We start from the raw sequence: 19,451 nt of genomic DNA on the forward strand, positions 1-19,451 counted from the left end.
TTCATCCCAGTTCGTACCTAAACCCCGTCCGATCCAAAGGACGGGGTTTTTGCATGTCTGCTATGCAAGCGCGATGATGCTGTGAACTTGCATATGGATCGGTTTTGGTTTGTATAATGGAGAAAGGATACTTTCATACAGATGAAGGTAGCGCTAGTGGTATATCGTTTACACATATCCTCGTCATTCTCTTAAATATGTGTGTATCCTCTTAAATATGTGTGTATTCTTTTACATACCTGCACATTTTTTTGAAAAAAATAAAAACAATGGTTGTAAAGAGCGCTATCTTTTTTCCTTTATAGATGAACCCGGCTTGATCGCGAGCAGGGAATTTTAGAACATAGGGAGGAAATGAATATGACTTGTAGTGGACGTGATTTGACGATTGAAGCGGTAAATACGACAGGTGTGGTACAGTATGATATTGCTTCGGCAACCCGTGGCGGTACACGCCGCCTGATGGTAAGTGACAACCCGGAGACGTTGAGCGAAGCGAATTTCCCGGTACGGCAAGGTGTACTGTGGCATGATGTGGTACGCAGCAATAATGGAACGGTGCAGCATCGGATTTTTGCATGGCATTACAATGTGCTGGCTGATCCGGTCAAGGTAGGCATTACGCTGGAAAACCGGGCGAACCATGGCGCGCTCAAAATCGAAGATGTGAAGCGTGAATACCGGATCGGCGGCGATGAAGTGAACTGGATTACTGATATTGGCGGTTGTATCTCGCGTGCTGTGTTGAGCAATACGATGGATGCACGCACCGCCGATCAGACGCTGATCAAGCAGCAGCAATCCGGTCAGATTGAGAGCTTTATCGTGCCACCGGGCAAGCTGCTCGGGATGGTGTATGATTTTACAGTGAAAAGCACAGATAGCGGTGAAATCCAGTATACGGTACGCACCGTCGCTTCGCGCGATACGGCGTATGATCTGACACTGGTGAAGTCCGCTCCACTGCCGCTCGCACCACAAGCCCATCCACGCGGCAACTGGACGTTCTCGGAAACGAATGCGGTAACGCCGGTATATACTGCCGGAACAGAGCGCGTCATTTACCCGACCTGTGCCAAAACGAAAAAAGACGGCTCGCTACCAGCAGATCAACTGTTTACTGCTGCTGCCAGCGAACAGCCGCAAGATTCGCTTGATAATCGTGCGCAATTCGGTGTTATTTACAATGTGACTGTGCCAGTGACTAATCCCGGTACACAAAATCGTACCGTACAAATCTCGCTGAATCCACGCGGCGGTAGCTATGGCGGAGCGGTGAAAATTGGCGATCGTGTATACGGTGTGCCACTGATGCGTACCAATCAGCAAAAAGCGCCAGTATACGTAGCAAGTGTACCACCAGGCACTAGCAAATATTCGTTTAGCCTGATGATCGCTGGTGCATCGTCCACGCCACTTGGACTGCTAGTAGAGACGTTGTAAAGCAGAATCATGCTGCTAACCAAAACATCCCTGCCGACAATATCGTCGATGCAGGGATGTTTGAATATCACGGTATACAAGATTGTTTTCATAAAGCCATAAAGCCATAAAGCCATAAAGCCATAAAGCCATAAAGCCATAAAGCCATAAAGCCAAAATGCCACCTGACGGCTTCACCACAGTGAACTAAGTCGAATGCAGCTTACCAAGCGTACGCTTTTGGCGCAGCACCGCCCGGACCTGGGAAAATCTCGTCCAGACGCTTCAATGCGGCTTCATCCAATTTTACATCCAGTATGCGCAGCGAATTCTCGAACTGCTCAGATGTACGTGGTCCGATGATTGGTGCAGTCACTGCTGGATTCGCCAGAACCCATGCCAGTGCTACTACATCCTGCGGCTCGCCCAGATCGTTACAGAGAGAAGCGAATTGCTCCAGCTGCTCTTTGTGCTTGTCGACCTGCTCGGCGATTTTCTCACTGCGGGAGCCTTCCAGCTTCTTGAGCGCGTTGCGACCGAGCAGACCGCCGCCCAGTGGACTCCACGGAATCACACCCAGACCAAGCTCATGCGAAGCAGGCAATACTTCCAGTTCCGGCTCACGACAGAGCAGGCTATATTTATGCTGTTCGGAGATCAGACCGAGGAAGTTGCGCTTTTGGGCTTCTTTTTGCGCGACGGCGATATGCCAACCGGCAAAGTTACTGGAGCCGACGTAGCTGATTTTGCCCTGATTGATGGCGACTTCAAAAGCGCCCCACAGCTCGTCCCAGCTCACTGCGGTATCAATATGGTGCATCTGGTACAGATCGATATGATCGGTTTGCAGACGCTGTAACGAGCCTTCCAGATGACGGCGAATTTTGTGAGCGGACAGACCGCCTTCATTGTTCGGACCATCTGGCTCAATATTCATTTTGCCATACACTTTAGTAGCGAGTACGACTTTCTCACGGCGACTGCCGCCCTGCTTGAACCAGCGTCCAATCAATTCCTCGGTATCGCCGGATTTCCCGCCACCACCAAGACCGCCATACACATTAGCTGTATCAAAAAAGTTAACGCCTGCATCCAACGCGGCGTCCATAATGCGGAACGATTCCTTTTCATCCGTGACTGGTCCAAAATTCATCGTACCGAGACAGATGCGGCTAACCTTCAAGCCTGACTTGCCGAGATAAGTATAATCCATTATTGAACACTCCCTTTGATGATAAGTATTTGCAGTGAACTGCTTGTGCCAATATGTGCAGAAAACGCCGGGTATACGTGCTTGAACAAATAACAGATTAAGGGGTCTGAAACGGTTACATTTGTACACCTGTGTACTATTGTAGTCCTTAGCTGGATGGACTTCAAACCCCAATACCCAGTATATGGAATTAATGACTATGACTATACAACGTATAATAATAAGGAATATATAAATAATGTATCACCCTATACATATGCTAAGTAGATAGGTTGTATATGAGTAAATAGAAAAGGAAAGTCTAGCGACTAGGATGAATGATAGAGAATAGTTGGAATATGAATTGCATAAAAGAAGATGAATTACATAAAAGATAATGTTACATCTCATCATAAAAGAAGATGAATTACATAAAAGATAATGTTACATCTCATCATAAAAGAGTAGCTGAACATGTATTCATAGAATTTACTCACAGACTCAATATCGCAAGATTCAGCAAGCGATAATAGTTGGACGATAGTGGATATAGAGAAGTTGTATCAATTCAGCTCCTTTATAGGCAGTACCTATAGAGATCATAGTTTGTATATCTTGGATTAAAAGCTGACAATTATGTTACAACTAACTATAAGGTTTTAGAGCGAAACAGATACTAGTGTGTCACCATTATTCAATATCGCATATCGCATATCGCATATCGCATATCGCATATCGCATATCGCATCAAGCGTCTGGCGCAATTTGCGAGAATAGCGCACACCAACCAACATACACATACAACTACTCACCACAGCCAGCCTTTTGAGCGGCTGTACAAAGGAGAATACCCTAATGACTGAAACGAAAAAGATTGCTGTAATCGCCGGAGACGGTATTGGACCGGAAGTTGTTGCAGAAGCGGAAAAAGTACTGCGTAAAACGGAAGAGCTGTACGGCTATTCGTTTGAAACGGAACATGCTCTGTTCGGCGGAATCGCTATTGACGAGAAAGGAACTCCGCTGCCAGAAGAAACACTGACTGTCTGTAAAAGCGCGGATGCTGTACTGCTCGGTGCCGTCGGTGGTCCGAAATGGGATAGCAATCCAAAAGACCTGCGTCCAGAAACAGGCTTGCTCGGTATTCGCAAAGAGCTGGGGTTGTTCTCCAACCTGCGTCCGGCAGTTGTATTTGATTGCCTAAAAGAAGCGTCTACGCTGAAACCGGAAGTGCTGGAAGGCACCGATCTGATGGTCGTGCGCGAACTGACTGGCGGTATTTATTTTGGTGAGAAATTCAGACGTCAAAGTGAGCAGGGCGAAGAAGCGGTTGATACTTGTGCTTACAATGTAACCGAAGTAGAGCGCATTGTGCGTCAGGCATTCCAAATCGCTCAAGGTCGCCGCAAAAAGCTCGCTTCCGTCGACAAAGCTAACGTACTGGAAACGTCCCGTCTGTGGCGCGAAACGGTAAACGGCATCGCTCCAGACTATCCAGATGTAGAGCTGGAGCACGTACTGGTTGACAACTGTGCGATGCAGCTGCTACGTCGTCCGGCAAGCTTTGACGTGATCGTTACCGAGAATATGTTTGGCGATATTCTGAGTGACGAAGCCGCAATGCTGACCGGCTCCATCGGTATGCTTGCATCCGCTTCTTTGGGCGAAGGTAGCTTTGGTCTGTACGAGCCGGTACATGGTTCTGCACCGGATATTGCTGGTCAAGGTCTGGCGAATCCGATTGCAACGATCCTGTCGCTGGCACTGATGTTCCGTACTACGTTTGGGTACAGTGAAGCTGCCGATGCAATCGAAGCGGCAGTAGCCAAAGTGCTGGATGAAGGTCACCGTACAGCTGATATCGCAGTCGACAAGAGCAAAGCATTGTCTACGACCGAAATGGGCGATCTGATCGTCGCTGCCATCCAAAAAGTATAAATCCTAGCTGTTTACCCTCTTATTCTCCATTTTGGACAATAAGGGGGTTTTGTCTTCCTCTAAAAAGGTGTAAAATGAAGATAAGCTGGTTAATAGTCTTTCACAAACATGGATGTAATGATGATGCAAAGTCACTTTTACGATTATAGAATCATGTCTGGAGGGAGAACACATGAGCTTTTGCTGTGGCGGCAGTATGATTGGAACGAAAGGGACACTAAAACATTTTAGAACCCAGGTTCATAATGTTCCCCTGCTGGTGTGTCCTGTATGTGAGCGTATCGAAGTTCATTACAAGGTAGAGAACGAATATGAGATTCTCGCCGAGTACGCGCATGACGATGGCACGCCGGAAATCGACTTCCAGGATTACGTGATGGAAGACGAGAATACCATGTTTGAGAATTGTGTCAATGTAGAGGAAGATGATCCCATGGATATGGTACAGCGACAGATTGATATGAGTCTGGACCTGCTAGCTGTAGCCAAAAAGATTCACGATGAAAAATGGGAGCGCGATCTGAAAAGACGCCTTGCGGTGATGAGCTTGCGCCGTGTTCGTCTTCAGCATAAATAATAACAATCCGGTGTTATACAACCGGATGCCATTTGAACGGCAGGGACTCGGTTCCCTGCCGTTTGCTGTATATACGTCGCTTTTTCATTTTTGCATGGATTCTTGTTATGATAATAAAAGCGATTACATACTACAAGACATAACGAAAGGATGCTGCATGTTGAACATACAGGACGTACAAGAACTGGCAAGCCGTCTGCAAACGGAAATTGGACGCAAGATCGTCGGCAAACCACAGGAGGTCAAGCTACTGCTGACCGCGCTACTGGCTTCGGGTCATATTTTGATGGAGGATGTACCGGGCACAGGCAAAACGCTGCTGGCACGCACGCTAGCAGCTTCAGTACAGTGCCGATTTCAGCGGATTCAGTTTACCCCGGATCTGCTGCCATCTGATCTGACAGGTGGTCATTTTTATAACCAGAAAGAATCGGAATTTGTCTTTCGTCCGGGTCCGCTATTTGCACATATCGTACTGGCGGACGAGATCAATCGGGCAACACCGCGTACTCAATCCAGCTTGCTAGAGTGTATGGAGGAGCAGCAGATTAGTATCGATGGTGAAAGTCATTCATTGGACGATCCCTTTATGGTGATCGCTACCCAGAATCCAGTTGATAATCAAGGGACATTTCCACTACCGGAAGCGCAAATGGATCGCTTTATGTTGAAAATGTCGCTTGGTTATCCTTCTGCGGGAGAGGGCGTGGAGATCCTGCGGCGCACATTGCAGCAGATGTTGCAGCCTGTTCGACAGTCATCCTCTGTAGATCCCGAATTGATCGCCCAAGCACAGCCTGCCGATCTTACAAAATCATCCGTACATGGATCGTCCGCAGACGATACCGGAGCAGGCAACATCCAAAACACAGTGACCCGAGACGAATTGATCGCCGCGCGACGGTATTGCCGTACTGTGAACGTACATGATGATCTGCTGGATTATATGGTACGTATCGCCGAGGCAACGCGTGTACATGCCGATACGGCGCTAGGGGCGAGTCCGCGTGCGACACAGGCATTGTTACGCGCCTCACAGGCGTATGCGGCGATGCATGGGCGGGATTATGTACTGCCGGACGATATTCAAACGCTGGCTGTACCTGTACTGGCGCACCGGATTATTTTCCGCAGTCGTCATCAGAATGCACAGGAGCAGGCAAAGCAGCTACTGAATACTATTATTCAGACAGAATCTGTGCCGACCGAACAGCATTCTCCGCACGGAGAACGCTAAGATGGAGCTATTCTGGCTTGTCGTTGTCGCGGTACTGGTAGTGATCGGACAGGCATTTGTGTTTGGTAGACGTTCGTTGTCAAGGCTGCATTACCGTCGTCGTTTATCGACGGAGCGTTGCCATGTCGGTGAGCGGATTGAAATGATCGAAGAATTGGAAAATCGTAGCCGTTTGCCGTTGCCATGGCTGCGATTAGAAGCGATGCTGCCAGTAGCTTTTCAGTTTGCCGGTTCTGCCGATACCGTCATCAGCGAAGGTACGGTGTATCAGAACCACAACAGTTTGTTTAGTCTGGCACGACACGTACGCATCGTTCGCTGTCATCATATGGTTTGTCGTCAGCGCGGCTGTTATCGGCTGGATAGCGCGTCGATGAGCGTGGGTGATTTGTTCGGGCTTGTACGTGTGAATCGACCAGTGCAGTTGAATTTGTCGATGTGCATTTATCCAGCATATTTGCCGTTGGAGCATATGCCGGAAGCATACCGTAGCTGGCAGGGAGAATTAGAGATGCGGCGCTGGATCAATGAAGATCCATTTCTAATTACCGGTGTGCGACCGTATCGCTCTGGCGATCCAATGAATCAGGTGCATTGGGGAGCGACCGCACGCACTGGCGAAATGCAAGTATTTCAGCATGGATACAGCGCTGATCCAGAAGTGATGATTTTGCTCAATATTGAACTGAATGAGCAGATGTGGAGCACTGTGACGGAACCGGTAGCTGCCGAATATGGCATCAGCTGTGCGGCAACGGTGGCAGCGAATTTGATTGATCGTGGGATGAAGGCGGGGTTTGGTCACAATGCGATCATACCGAGTCAACATGAACACGATGCGGTCATTGCCCCCGCATATGGTAGTGAACAACTGACTTCCATGCTGCAAATAATGGCAGAGCTACAATTGAAAATTCGGCGTCCCTTTGTGCAGTTTCTGAGCAGCTTTTTGCCGGATAAGGCTTATGAAGGGTATACAGCGGCAACTGCGCAACCGGATCTGTTGATCATTACACCATATGTATCGACTGCAATGCAGGATATGCTGAATCAGCTGGAAGCGTCCGGTAGTCGGATTAGTTTGCTGCCGCTGCCCGATCTGGATCAGATCAAGCAGCAGTATAACGAGCTTGTGCAACAAGCATAAGATGTCGTTTGTGTAGATGGGCTTGTCGTTTGATGAGGATAGTATTCATTTGAGTATGCTGTATAAAATATGAACGGAAAGGAGGATGTATATGTCCAATCAGGTTTCGCATACTCATCAGGTTTCGCATACTCATCAGCTTGTTCACTTCATGCGTATTCTGGTTGAAGCCATTGCTGTTTATCCAGTTTTTGTCCTGCTGGATGGATACTGGCTTCATACCGAACAGCCGTGGATGTGGTCGCTGCTGCTATTGAGCTGTATTGGTATTGGAAGTGGCTGGCACAGCATTGCCAATGACAATCGCAAAGCGCAGACAGGTTCTGTCGTTATCTGGATCGTATATGTGTTGCTTGCAGTGATGTCGCTGTATGTGCTGTTACAACATAGCCAGACGAGCGCCAGTTGGATAGTGGCGAGTGTGCTAGCGTTAGGCGGCTTGTTGCGTGGTCGAATGCTGTTACGGGGATCATGGGATACGCTGTTTCCTGTTCGCATTCAGCTCATTGCACTGGGCGTAACGTGGGTAGTATACATAGCTGCCGGTCGCAGCGACGGGCTGCATGACGTACGAGGCAGCTTGTATGCAGCAGGTGCATGGATGCTATTTTCGCTGTTATTCCGATTCGGAGCGCAGCAGATTGATTATATTTCGCTGGATGAGGGATTTTCGCTGGCAGCGCTGCGAGCGGTCGTGTCACGAAGTCGTCGCTGGATCTGGTTAGCTGTAGCAATCATCGCCATTATTGGCGGCAGCAATCAGATATCCGCTTGGTTATGGAGCGTATGGCAATCGCTGCTGGGGATGCTTACACCAGCTAGTATGCCGTCACCGCAAAGTGTTCAGCCAAATGACATCCTGCCTTCGCAAGAGCCATTGCTATTGCCGGAAAGTGAAGATAACAGCATGAACCCATTTTGGATACAGAAAATCGCCCAAATTGCCATGCTGCTAGCGGTCAGTGCGTTTGCTAGTTGGCTGGGATGGTTGCTGTTTCGTATGATCCGCAAATATGCTCCACGTCTATACCGCTGGCTACTGGCTCTATGGGAACCGATTGCTCATACCGATCATGGACAGTCCGGTGACGCATATACCGACGAGGTAGAACACATTTCTCCAGCTCACCAAAAGGAAAAGCGGCGTCTGTTCGCCAATCGTCGTCCACCTGACGATCCATCGGCGCGCATTCGTTACCATTATCGTGAATTGCTGCGCCTTGCACAGCGAAAAGGGCTGCATGTGCCGCCGTCAGCTACGCCGTTGGAAGTGGGGCGGCAATTGGAACACGCAGCGAGGGATGAGAATGGAGCGAGTAGACTGGATCGTACTACTGCATATGATCATTTAGATCATCAGCATTCAGATCACCAGCCTTCAGATCGACAGCAACACCCCTCACCAGTGGATCATACCAACCAAGAGCATGCTGCAACGTCTTATGCTAATTCAGCATCTTCCAATACCTCAACAACGATAGACAAGCTGATCGCGCTGTACAATCGATCCCGTTATGGAGGGCAGTCGGTTTCTATGCAGGAGGTTGAGGAATGGGAGCAACACAATAAACAGACGCACCGATAAGCAGATATTCGTGACAATGCTGTGAAGCATTGTCATTCGCGGTAGACCAATTTCCTTTGAGGACTGGACATAGAGCGCATCAACGGCTATGATAAGTTGTAAGTGACTGTAACCGATTGATGCGTTAAAGCATGTTAGAAAATTTCTTTACATTGAATTTGGCGTACAGTATTATGTATAGAATGAACAGCCTGAGAGGAGATTAACGATGAAACTCAATCATTGCAAAATTGTAGACTGCACAATCCGCGACGGAGGTCTGGTGAATAACTGGGACTTTAGCGTAGAGTTTGTACAGGATTTGTATAATAAACTGAACGAAGCGAACGTCGATTATATGGAGATTGGCTACAAAAACTCGCCCAAGCTGCTGAAAGGTGCCGAGAGCGCTGGTCCATGGCGTTTTCTGGATGACGAGTTCCTGCGCGAAGTGATCCCGCACAAAGGGCATACCAAGCTGTCTGCACTTGTAGATATCGGTCGTGTGGACGAGAATGACATTTTGCCACGTGAAGATAGCCTGCTCGATCTGATCCGTGTCGCTTGTTATATCAAGGATGTAGACAAAGCGCTGCAACTGGTACAAACATTCCATGATCGTGGTTACGAAACAACGCTGAACATTATGGCGCTGTCCAACGTGATGGAAAATGAACTGATCGAAGCATTCGAACTGATCCGTGAGAGCGTAGTAGATGTGGTTTACATCGTGGATAGCTATGGTAGTTTGGATTACAAAGATTTCATCTATCTGGTAGAGAAATTCAAGACTCACCTTCCAAACAAACGTCTGGGTGTGCATACCCATAACAATATGCAGCTTGCGTTCTCCAACACACTGATCGCTGCTGATAATGGCGTAGAACTGCTGGATGCTTCGGTATACGGTATGGGTCGCGCGGCAGGTAACTGCCCAACTGAGCTGCTCGTAACGCATCTGAAAAACACCAAATACACACTGCGTCCTGTACTGGAAATGATCGACAAGCACATGATTCCGCTGCGTGAAAAAGAAGAATGGGGTTACCTCATCCCGTACATGATCACAGGTACACTGGATGAGCATCCACGTTCGGCAATGGCACTGCGTGCTTCGGCGGACAAGGATAACTCGGTCGATTTTTACGACAAGCTGACTACACCAGAAGTAAGCTTTGATTCTTCTTCCAAAAACTAAGTGTATGCCGTTTGTTGTTAAGTCTATACTGTTCGTTGGATTGTATATAGGCTTCACTATAGAACGGGTAAAATAGCGAATGAACAAGCCGGATGCCGTAGATTTGCTACGCTCTGGCTTGTTGTTATTTTAGCGAAATACGCGTAGGGCAGAAGCAGTACCAATCTCATCCTGCGGAGAAATTGCTTGCCAAATTGTTTGAAATATGGTATATTCGCTGTTGTGACTGACAACCAAACTTATAAAAGTTACGGGATGTAGCTCAGCTTGGTAGAGCACCTGGTTTGGGACCAGGGGGTCGCATGTTCAAATCGTGTCATCCCGATTCTGGGCGGGTGTAGTTCAATGGTAGAACTCCAGCCTTCCAAGCTGGTAGCGTGGGTTCGATTCCCATCACCCGCTTCATGTATTTAAATAAATGCGCCGTAGACCCATTTAAGGTTTACGGCGCATTTATTTTTGGGTAAAACGTAGATGATACTATAAATTCGCATGATGCGATATTGGAACAGGAGAAAGATGAACCATGGAGAATTATTCATTTTTTACGGATGAATTGGAGGCAGCTAATCATGTGATCGAAGTGCTGAGTAATGTGCTTGCCGTCAACACCATTTTCATTGCCAGTAATGATGGCAGCACCAATCGCATACTGCGGGCTTTTAACCGTGAGGAATTGTTGGTGAATGAAGGATTGGAACTGCCGCTTCAAGATACATATTGTGGATTGGTTTCCGGCAAGGCTGCTTATGTCGCACATACGAGTGAACATCCATCTACCTGTATGCTTCCAGTGACAGAGAATATGGGGGATCATGCGTTTATCGGCTTTCCAGTCAATCTGCGCAGTGGGCAAATTGTAGGCACGATCTGTGCGCTGCACACACCGGGGTATATTTATTCCAAAACAGAAGTACAATCGATGTACTCGATGGCGATTCTGATGAGCCATGTAGCTGAATTGCAACATCAGACAGATTCACCGATCGTACGCTGATTTGGGAATCATATCGGCATAATATCCATCTATGCTGATTTTGAAAAATAGAGTTGCGACATCGCTTATGCTGGCATCGTTAGATCCTGCTATGCCGGGATATTTCAATCGGTAGCAGATGCCGGAACAGAAGCTTCACCAGAAGCGAATGGAATCGTGCCAGTCAGTGCAAGTTGTAATATAAACGGCCATGCTCCATGCCCGGATGCAGTGTTAATATGTCCCATATTCGGCAGGGTAATACTAAGAACGCCAATTTCTGCATAAAACAACGTGTTCTCCAACTCACAAAACGGATCGTTAGAGGATTGAATAATCAACGTAGCATCCGCAGCAAGCTGTAAGCGTTCCGGGTGTGGAGGCGGGAAAAATTCCTGTATTTCTGGCAACTGAATCTGTGCAGACGGTGGAGCAACTACAATCGCTTGTTTGACGCGTCGCGCAGGTAATGTAGCCGCATAGTGGAACCAGAGCATACAGCCCAGACTGTGCGTAATGACGATCAATTTCTCGTCCTGCGGAATGGCATCCATCAGCTCGCTGAGTTCCTGTAACCAGATGGCAAGCGACGGCTCATCATGATCCGGGAATTGCGGGTAATAGACCCGTTCTCCACGCTCTACCAATTGAGTCGATAACCACGTCTGCCAGTGCTCCGGCCCACTGCCACCCAATCCGTGCAGCAAAAGATAACTTGTACTCATGAACGATGCAACTCCTTTATGTAGAAAGTTAGATGGCAAATCGCAATCATATTCACATATTTTGCAGCCATATTCACATATTTTTAAATTATATAAATAAATACTTTTGTCTGTCTACGTTACATGCTTTATTCGATTTAGGGTTTAAGTTAGAAAGGTCACTCAAGCACCGTCACTTCATTTATTGTGATGCAAGAATGTAATGGTATATCGTTCAAGTGTCATCGCTATTGAGCACGTATCGTCAATTTACTAGCGTTTTCTTGATCCGATTTGCTCAAGATGATCAGATAACGAACATGATCTTTCGTAGCTTGAAGCACTTTGGTACTTTCTACACTATTGACCGTCCAGCCTGAAGCAAGCAGGGAGAGCACATAATTACTTTTTAAATTCTCATGGCCAACATTGAGAGCATAACAGCGTACATCTTCACAATCGGGCTGTGCAGTGATAAACGAAGAAGTAGGAACAGGAAGAGAATGTAGCTGTGGATCGGATTGAGTTTGCAATGTGTCGCTTGTACTACTACATGCGGTTAGTAACCATATCATACTTATTATCAGCGTTTTTTTCATATAAGGCTCCCTGAAATTCATGTTGGTTGATATCGACACACATTCTAGCACGATCTTGAATGAGATAACAATGATGCACCTGTTTCTGTATAAAAGTTGGCATCTATTTCCTTTTCTGCTACAATGACACTGTTGGCGATTCAATATGCCGATCAACTTGTAGAAAAGAGAGGTAACCATTTGTCTAATGAAGTAACAATACGAATGTCCCCATTAACTGTATGCATAAATACAGGCAGTCAGCTGTTCGCGGCGATTGCAACGGGATTCGTATGTGTGTTTTCATCGATAAGGACAGTGGATTACTGGCATTTCTCTTTCACCAATATAGCGCAAATGGTATCAAATACTAGCGCTATGTCTGTATGCAATATACGATAGTGCGGCACAGGATATAGCCGTTCTTAAGTATATATTGCAGGATGTATGTATGGTGATGCTATAAGCTGGGATACAAGGATAGGATATATTACACGGTAGTCTTTGCGCTGCCTGTTATGATCGTATCGTCACAGCTAGGTAGCAAATGAATCCAACCTGACCGATTATTGCTGAATCACATATTGGCTAGTTAAAGCTAACCTTCCGTTTGCAAACCGCGCAGCAGCTGCTGTCGCGGTTTTTTATATGTTCTACACACAGCTGTAGAAGCCGGAAGGATGATGAATATGACCACATGGGTGAAAGTACGTAATTTGTCCAAAGACTGGAATGGCAAAATGATTTTTGAGCAGGTGAATCTGCAAATCGAGAGTGATGAGCGACTGGCGCTGATCGGTGTAAATGGTAGCGGTAAGACGACGCTCATTCGTATGCTGATGGGTGAAGAACATGGTACTGAGGGCGAGATAGAGCGCTTTTTGCCATTACAATATTGGGATTGGATGCGTCAACAAGACGATCAGGATCAGATGGAGGAAGGCGTTACTGTACTGGAGATGGCAAGGCAGGGGAAACGTGAATTGTGGAGCCTGCGCCAGCAATTGGATCGGGATGAAGCGGCGCTGAGCGATACTTCACTGGCAGCTGACGAACAAGGCATGAATGAACGTCTATCCCAGTACAGTCAGCGATTAGAGCAGTATGAACAGCTGGACGGCTTTGTCTGGGAAACGGAAGTGGAGAAGCAGTTGACGACACTCGGTATCGACAGCCAGCTGTGGAGCACACCTTATGCCAGCCTGAGCGGTGGACAGAAGACGCGTGTGCGGCTGGCGGCAGTACTGACTCGTGATACCCGGTTACTCATTCTCGATGAACCGACCAACCATCTTGACGTAGAAACGATGGAGTGGCTGGAGAAGCGGCTGCGGCAATATACCGGTGCACTGCTGTTTGTTAGTCATGATCGCGAATTTGTTGATCGTTTGGCAACTTCTGTAGCAGAATTGACGCCACAGGGCATGACGGTGTACAAAGGCGGCTATCGTGATTATCGGGAGCATAAGGAACGGGAGCTGCAAGCACAGCAGGCACTATACAAAAAGCAAGAGCAGCAGCGTAAAGCGTTGGAAGAGTCGATTCGTCGCTACAAAGAGTGGTTTGACAAAGCGCACGCCGATGCAGGCAAGCAAAGTGAAGTGAAGATCACTGCCAGCTTTTACAAAGCCAAAGCGAAAAAGAATATTTCCCGCTATCATGCCAAGCAAAAGGAAATGGAGCGACTGGAAGCAGTTCGTGTTGATAAGCCGCGGGAAGCGGATCGACTGAACTTTCAACTGGAATCTAGTGAGTTCCGCGGGCATACGCTGCTGGCATTGCGGGATGTATCATTTGGCTATGAAGAACGAAATCAAGCAGCTAAGTCCCAAGCAGAACAACCGTCTCACCTGCTGCAACATCTTGATTTGTCGCTACATCGTGGTGATCGTCTGGCAGTTACTGGGCCAAATGGCAGTGGCAAAACGACCTTGCTGCGATTGCTGCTGGGCAAGCTGAAGCCGAGTGAAGGTGAGATGTATACACATCCGGCACTACAAATCGGATACTTTTCGCAGGAGCTGGAGGATTTGCCGCTGGATATGATGTTGCTGGACAGTCTGCTTGTATTGCCGGGCATGACACGTACGGAAGCGCAGACGATTCTTGGTTGCTTTTTGTTCCGGCGCGAGGATGTACACAAGATGATTGGACAGCTTAGTATGGGCGAGAAATGCCGCGCGGCGCTCATTCGATTGTATTTTGGCGGTGCCAATCTGCTCATATTGGATGAGCCGACCAATTATCTGGATATCGCTGCACAGGAAGTGATCGAGTCGGTATTGAGTAACTTTAGCGGTACAATTGTGCTTGTATCGCATGACCGGATGATGATTCGTCGATTGGCGAATACGTTGTTGCTGCTGGATGGTCACGGACAATATGAAGTGTTCGCTGGTAGTATGGAGGAATATGAGCAGTTTCAGCAACGCTTGAGACAGCAAGCGCAATCTGGTGGACGCGAGGCGGATGAACGACGGATGCTGCTGGAATTACGATTGTCTCAACTGTTAGCGGCGGCTGAGAATGGACAGCAGCATACTAGCTTGGCGTCATCCAGTACTAGTAACACGTCATCGACGATGCATACGTCCAAGTCTGAATATGGCAATCAACCATCGACAGAGGAAGCACTCACAACAGAACATCCGCCAACTGCCGAGCAACGGCTATGGATTGAGATTCGGGAAATACGGGATGAATTGGAACGCTACAAATTGCATAACAATCGTTGACGACCGCCGGGGAAGTTTGTACAATAAGGAGTATTCATCTGCATGACGGTTTTAGAACATGTAGATACGTATTGTCCATTACATGAATGAACATGAACATCTGCAACGATGGAGACAAGTACGCAGCATCGCCCTACAGGGAGAGAATGCCGTAGATTGAGAGCATTTTACAGGGGACGAACTGCCGAAATTCACTCCGGAGCAGCTGCCTGAACGATTCATTGTCGCCGTATCCGCCAACTGGCTGACGGTCTGACATTTGATTTCAGTAGGGATAGCCGGTCTAACGATCCGTTATTGTCGTTATTGAGCGAGAATTAAGTGCTCTGTCCCATGGAACATCATTACATTTGCTGTATTCGGCATGATGTCATTCCGCGCAGACAGAAAAGGTAGCTTGCCGTCATCATCACATCGTCCGCGATTGGGTGCATGACTACAGCAGAACCGGCTTATTTCTAACAAGGGTGGTACCACGGTCTTTTCGTCCCTTACGGGAGAGAAGGCCTTTTTTTGTTGATTTCGTTTCCTTAACAGATTGGCAAATGTGTACAAACAGGCAGAAAGGGGAATTTTACAATGAGCGAAACGGTTCAAATGAAAGAGCAATTGCTAGCGCTGAAGACAGAAGCGCTGGACGTACTGGAAAAAGTCGGCACCCCCAAGGAGCTGGATGATCTACGCGTCAAATACTCTGGCAAAAAGAGTGCGTTGACCGAGATTCTACGCGGTATGGGTAAACTGAGTGCGGAGGAGCGTCCGGTCGTCGGTCAGGTAGCGAATGAAGTGCGCGAAGCGATCGAGGAAGTAATTAGCCGCAAGCAGGCGCATTTTGTACGTGAAGAAACGAATGCCCGTCTGCAAAATGAAAAAGTTGACGTTACTTTGCCGGGTCGTCCATTGTCCCAAGGTGGTATTCATCCACTGAACAAAGTGATCGAGGAATTGGAAGATATTTTCCTCGGTATGGGCTATCGTGTAGCGGAAGGACCGCAGGTTGAGACGGATTATTACAACTTTGAAGCGCTGAATCTGCCACAAAACCATCCAGCACGCGATATGCAAGATTCGTTCTATCTGACGGAAGATCTGCTGATGCGTACACAAACATCCCCAATCCAGATCCGGGCGATGGAACATGCCAAAGGACAGGCTCCGCTAAAAGTCATCTGTCCGGGCGCTGTATATCGCCGCGATGATGACGATGCGACTCACTCCTTCCAGTTCCACCAGATTGAAGGACTCGTTATCGACAAAGGCATTCGCATGAGCGATCTGAAAGGAACACTGCTGCAATTCGCACGCGAAATGTTCGGTGAACAAACCGAGATTCGTCTGCGTCCAAGCTTCTTCCCTTTCACCGAGCCAAGTGTTGAGGTCGATGTGACCTTCACCAAGAAAAACGGCGAGCGCATCTGGATCGAGATTCTCGGTTGCGGTATGGTGCATCCGAAAGTACTGGAAATGGGTGGCTTTGATCCGGAAGTGTACAGCGGCTTTGCCTTCGGTATGGGCGTCGAGCGGATCGCAATTCTGAAATACGGCATTGACGATATTCGCCATTTCTATAGCAATGATATGCGTTTCTTGGAGCAATTCTCCCGCATGTAATATGGGTCATGATGAATGTGATCCATTGTAAACGATAAAGCATCAACTGTACGATGCAATACTAGATACTATTGAAGGTAAAAGGAGTGAACGGACTGTGAAAGTATCAACAGAATGGCTATCTCAGTATGTGTCGCTGGAAGGCGTTAATCCGGAAGACCTCGCTGAGCAAATTACCCGTGCAGGGATTGAGATCGACAGCGTAGAAAGCCGCAATCAGGGCATCACTAGCGTCGTTGTCGGTTATGTCAAACATAAGGAAAAACACCCAGATGCAGATAAGCTGAACGTATGTACAATTGATGCTGGACAAGGCGAAGACCTGCAAATCGTTTGCGGTGCCAAAAACGTCGATGCTGGTCAAAAAGTACCGGTTGCACTGGTCGGTGCCAAGCTGCCGGGTGATCTGCATATCAAAAAAGCCAAGCTGCGTGGCGTTCTATCGCAAGGTATGATCTGTTCCGCGAAGGAGCTGGGCATCAACGATAAGCTGCTGCCGAAGGAGCAACAAGAAGGCATTCTCGTACTGCCAGAGCAAACAGAAATCGGTACACCGATTATTGATCTGCTCGGTTTGAACGACCAAATTCTTGATTTTGATCTGACGCCCAACCGTTCCGACTGTCTGAGCATGATTGGCGCGGCTTATGAAGTGGGTGCAATTCTTGGTCGTGATGTGAAAGTGCCGGAAGTGAATCCGGTAGAAGGTGGAGATTCCGCTGCCAGCCACATTTCTGTATCAATTGAAGCAGAAGAAGCATGCAGTCACTTTTCCGCGCGTTATATTACTGGCATCAAGATCGGTACATCGCCGCTATGGCTGCAAAATCGTCTGATCGCTGCTGGTATTCGTCCGATCAATAACGTGGTGGATATTACGAACTTCGTTATGCTGGAATACGGTCAACCGCTGCATGCGTACGATGCGGACAAGCTGAACAACGGTGCAATCGAAGTGCGTATGGGTCGCGAAGGCGAAATTTTGAAAACATTGGATGATCAGGAGCGTAAGCTGGATGAGCGCATGCTAGTGATTGCGAGCGGTGGCAAAGCAGTTGGTCTTGCTGGCGTCATGGGCGGAGCGGATAGTGAAGTGACTGGTGAAACAGTGAACATTTTGCTGGAATCGGCACGCTTTGATGGCGGTACGGTTCGCAAAACGTCTCGTCGTCTCGGTCTGCGTTCCGAAGCAAGTCTTCGTTTTGAAAAAGAAGTCGATCCTGCTGCGGTTGTACCCGCGCTGAATCGTGCAGCTGAGCTGATCGTGCGTTATGCACACGGTATGATTCACGAAGGTGTCGTTGAGCAGGTTGTATCTCAGCTACAAGAACAAACATTGCAACTGTCGCTGAGCAAGCTGAATCGTTATCTTGGTACTGAGCTGTCACTGCTGGAAGTGAAAATTATTTTCGGTCGTCTGCAATTCCCTTGCGGCGATATAGCACAGGATCTGATTGAGGTACGTGTACCGACTCGTCGCGGCGATATTCAGCGTGATGTCGATCTGATCGAAGAAGTGGCACGTCTTTATGGCTACGACAATATCCCAACAACGCCAATTGAGGGCGCAACGACACCGGGCGCACTGACTGCACCACAGCGTCTGCGTCGTACGGTTCGCCATCTACTCGTACATGGTGGTTATCAGGAAGTGATCAGCTACTCGTTCACACATCCAGACAAAAACAAACGTTTCCCACAGCTGCGTGGCAGTCATCACGATGTAGCGCTGGCGATGCCGATGAGCGAAGAGCGCAGCGTACTGCGTACTGGTATCGTATCGCAATTGCTGGAGATCGCTTCATACAACCGTAACCGTAAGCAGGATAATCTGGCATTGTTCGAGATTGGTATGGCTTTCTTCAGTGAAGAAGAGAAGCTTACTCGTCAGCCGCATGAAGTGCCATTGCTTGGTCTGCTGCTCACTGGTAAACGTCAGCCTGCGCAATGGAATACCGGTTCTGACCGTGTTGACTTCTTCGATATCAAGGGCGCGCTGGAAGGTGTTTTCAGCTATCTGGGCATTCAGCCTTCCATTACGTATAAAGCAGATCAACCAGAAGGATATCATCCGGGTCGCTCCGCATCCGTATATCTGACTACTGGCTCGCGTGAGCTGCGTATCGGTACGATTGGTCAGATTCACCCAGATATTCAGCGGGAAGCGGATCTAGATGAAACATATGTGGCAGAGATCGAACTGACGCCGCTGTATGAGCATACAACAACTCAGATTACGTATAGCGAATTGCCGCGTTATCCATCTGTTCAACGTGATATCGCGGTTGTCGTTGACGACCTGATTCCGGCAGGCGATCTGATTGCTTGCATCCGCGAAACAGCAGGCGAGCTGTTAACATCGGTACACGTATTCGACGTGTTCAAAGGCGAACGTCTCGGCGTGGATAAGAAAAGTGTCGCCATTGCACTCGTGTATCGCCATGCTGAGCATACCCTGACTGATGAAGAAGTAACAGCTGTACACGATATTGTACTGGCGCAATTGGCAGAGCGATTCGGTGCCGAACTGCGTAAATAATAGTAATGCAGATAGCATCCAATCTCGTTATGT

The 19,451-nt window shown here is 48.0% G+C and carries 14 protein-coding genes and 2 tRNA genes; 13 read left to right on the forward strand and 3 right to left on the reverse strand.

Going from position 1 to position 19,451, the window contains the following annotated elements:
* Positions 1–360 precede the first annotated feature (360 nt).
* Positions 361–1,443 (forward strand): hypothetical protein, encoded by a 1,083-nt coding sequence (locus tag ACDE64_RS06675; RefSeq protein ID WP_411349431.1) that lies wholly within the window; start codon positions 361–363, stop codon positions 1,441–1,443.
* Positions 1,444–1,645: 202 nt separating this feature from the next.
* On the opposite strand, the gene ACDE64_RS06680 is transcribed toward ACDE64_RS06675, so the two are convergent.
* Positions 1,646–2,635, reverse strand: a complete 990-nt coding sequence (locus tag ACDE64_RS06680) for an aldo/keto reductase (protein ID WP_411349433.1) — start codon at positions 2,633–2,635, stop codon at positions 1,646–1,648.
* A gap of 834 nt (positions 2,636–3,469) precedes the next feature.
* Here ACDE64_RS06680 and leuB point away from each other — a divergent pair.
* From leuB to ACDE64_RS06725, 9 genes are all read left to right on the forward strand, one after another.
* Positions 3,470–4,552 carry a 3-isopropylmalate dehydrogenase gene (gene leuB / locus ACDE64_RS06685; RefSeq protein WP_411349434.1) on the forward strand — a complete coding sequence of 361 codons (1,083 nt, stop codon included), beginning with the start codon at positions 3,470–3,472 and terminating at the stop codon, positions 4,550–4,552.
* A 172-nt stretch (positions 4,553–4,724) separates the two neighbouring features.
* Complete coding sequence (locus ACDE64_RS06690; protein ID WP_411345701.1) at positions 4,725–5,129, forward strand: hypothetical protein; 405 nt, start codon at positions 4,725–4,727, stop codon at positions 5,127–5,129.
* Between the two features lie 157 nt (positions 5,130–5,286).
* On the forward strand, positions 5,287–6,366 hold the full coding sequence (locus ACDE64_RS06695) for an AAA family ATPase (RefSeq protein ID WP_411349435.1): 1,080 nt from the start codon (positions 5,287–5,289) through the stop codon (positions 6,364–6,366).
* Between the two features lies 1 nt (position 6,367).
* Positions 6,368–7,513: a DUF58 domain-containing protein gene (locus ACDE64_RS06700; protein WP_411349436.1), complete on the forward strand. Its 1,146-nt coding sequence runs from the start codon at positions 6,368–6,370 to the stop codon at positions 7,511–7,513.
* A gap of 91 nt (positions 7,514–7,604) precedes the next feature.
* Positions 7,605–9,098 (forward strand): hypothetical protein, encoded by a 1,494-nt coding sequence (locus ACDE64_RS06705; protein WP_411349437.1) that lies wholly within the window; start codon positions 7,605–7,607, stop codon positions 9,096–9,098.
* A 208-nt stretch (positions 9,099–9,306) separates the two neighbouring features.
* Positions 9,307–10,275 carry an aldolase catalytic domain-containing protein gene (locus ACDE64_RS06710; protein WP_411345705.1) on the forward strand — a complete coding sequence of 323 codons (969 nt, stop codon included), beginning with the start codon at positions 9,307–9,309 and terminating at the stop codon, positions 10,273–10,275.
* 251 nt (positions 10,276–10,526) lie between these two features.
* Positions 10,527–10,600: transfer RNA gene (locus tag ACDE64_RS06715), tRNA-Pro, on the forward strand.
* 6 nt (positions 10,601–10,606) lie between these two features.
* Positions 10,607–10,677, forward strand: a tRNA-Gly gene (locus ACDE64_RS06720).
* Between the two features lie 124 nt (positions 10,678–10,801).
* Complete coding sequence (locus tag ACDE64_RS06725) at positions 10,802–11,272, forward strand: GAF domain-containing protein (protein WP_411345706.1); 471 nt, start codon at positions 10,802–10,804, stop codon at positions 11,270–11,272.
* A gap of 104 nt (positions 11,273–11,376) precedes the next feature.
* Here the strand turns inward: ACDE64_RS06725 and ACDE64_RS06730 are convergent, their stop codons facing one another.
* Entirely contained in the window at positions 11,377–11,976 is a 600-nt protein-coding gene (locus ACDE64_RS06730; RefSeq protein WP_411349438.1) for an RBBP9/YdeN family alpha/beta hydrolase, read from the reverse strand.
* Between the two features lie 227 nt (positions 11,977–12,203).
* Positions 12,204–12,554, reverse strand: coding sequence for a hypothetical protein (locus tag ACDE64_RS06735; RefSeq protein ID WP_411349439.1), 351 nt, complete (start codon positions 12,552–12,554; stop codon positions 12,204–12,206).
* A 668-nt stretch (positions 12,555–13,222) separates the two neighbouring features.
* On the opposite strand from ACDE64_RS06735, the gene abc-f reads away from it, so the two are divergent.
* From abc-f to pheT, 3 genes are all read left to right on the forward strand, one after another.
* Positions 13,223–15,268 carry a ribosomal protection-like ABC-F family protein gene (abc-f, locus tag ACDE64_RS06740; protein ID WP_411349440.1) on the forward strand — a complete coding sequence of 682 codons (2,046 nt, stop codon included), beginning with the start codon at positions 13,223–13,225 and terminating at the stop codon, positions 15,266–15,268.
* Positions 15,269–15,847: 579 nt separating this feature from the next.
* Entirely contained in the window at positions 15,848–16,879 is a 1,032-nt protein-coding gene (gene pheS / locus ACDE64_RS06745) for a phenylalanine--tRNA ligase subunit alpha (RefSeq protein WP_411345710.1), read from the forward strand.
* A gap of 97 nt (positions 16,880–16,976) precedes the next feature.
* Positions 16,977–19,418: a phenylalanine--tRNA ligase subunit beta gene (gene pheT, locus ACDE64_RS06750; RefSeq protein WP_411349441.1), complete on the forward strand. Its 2,442-nt coding sequence runs from the start codon at positions 16,977–16,979 to the stop codon at positions 19,416–19,418.
* Positions 19,419–19,451 lie beyond the last annotated feature (33 nt).

This window comes from Paenibacillus sp. WLX2291 (assembly GCF_046603665.1).
Classification (GTDB): Bacteria; Bacillota; Bacilli; order Paenibacillales; family Paenibacillaceae; genus Saccharibacillus.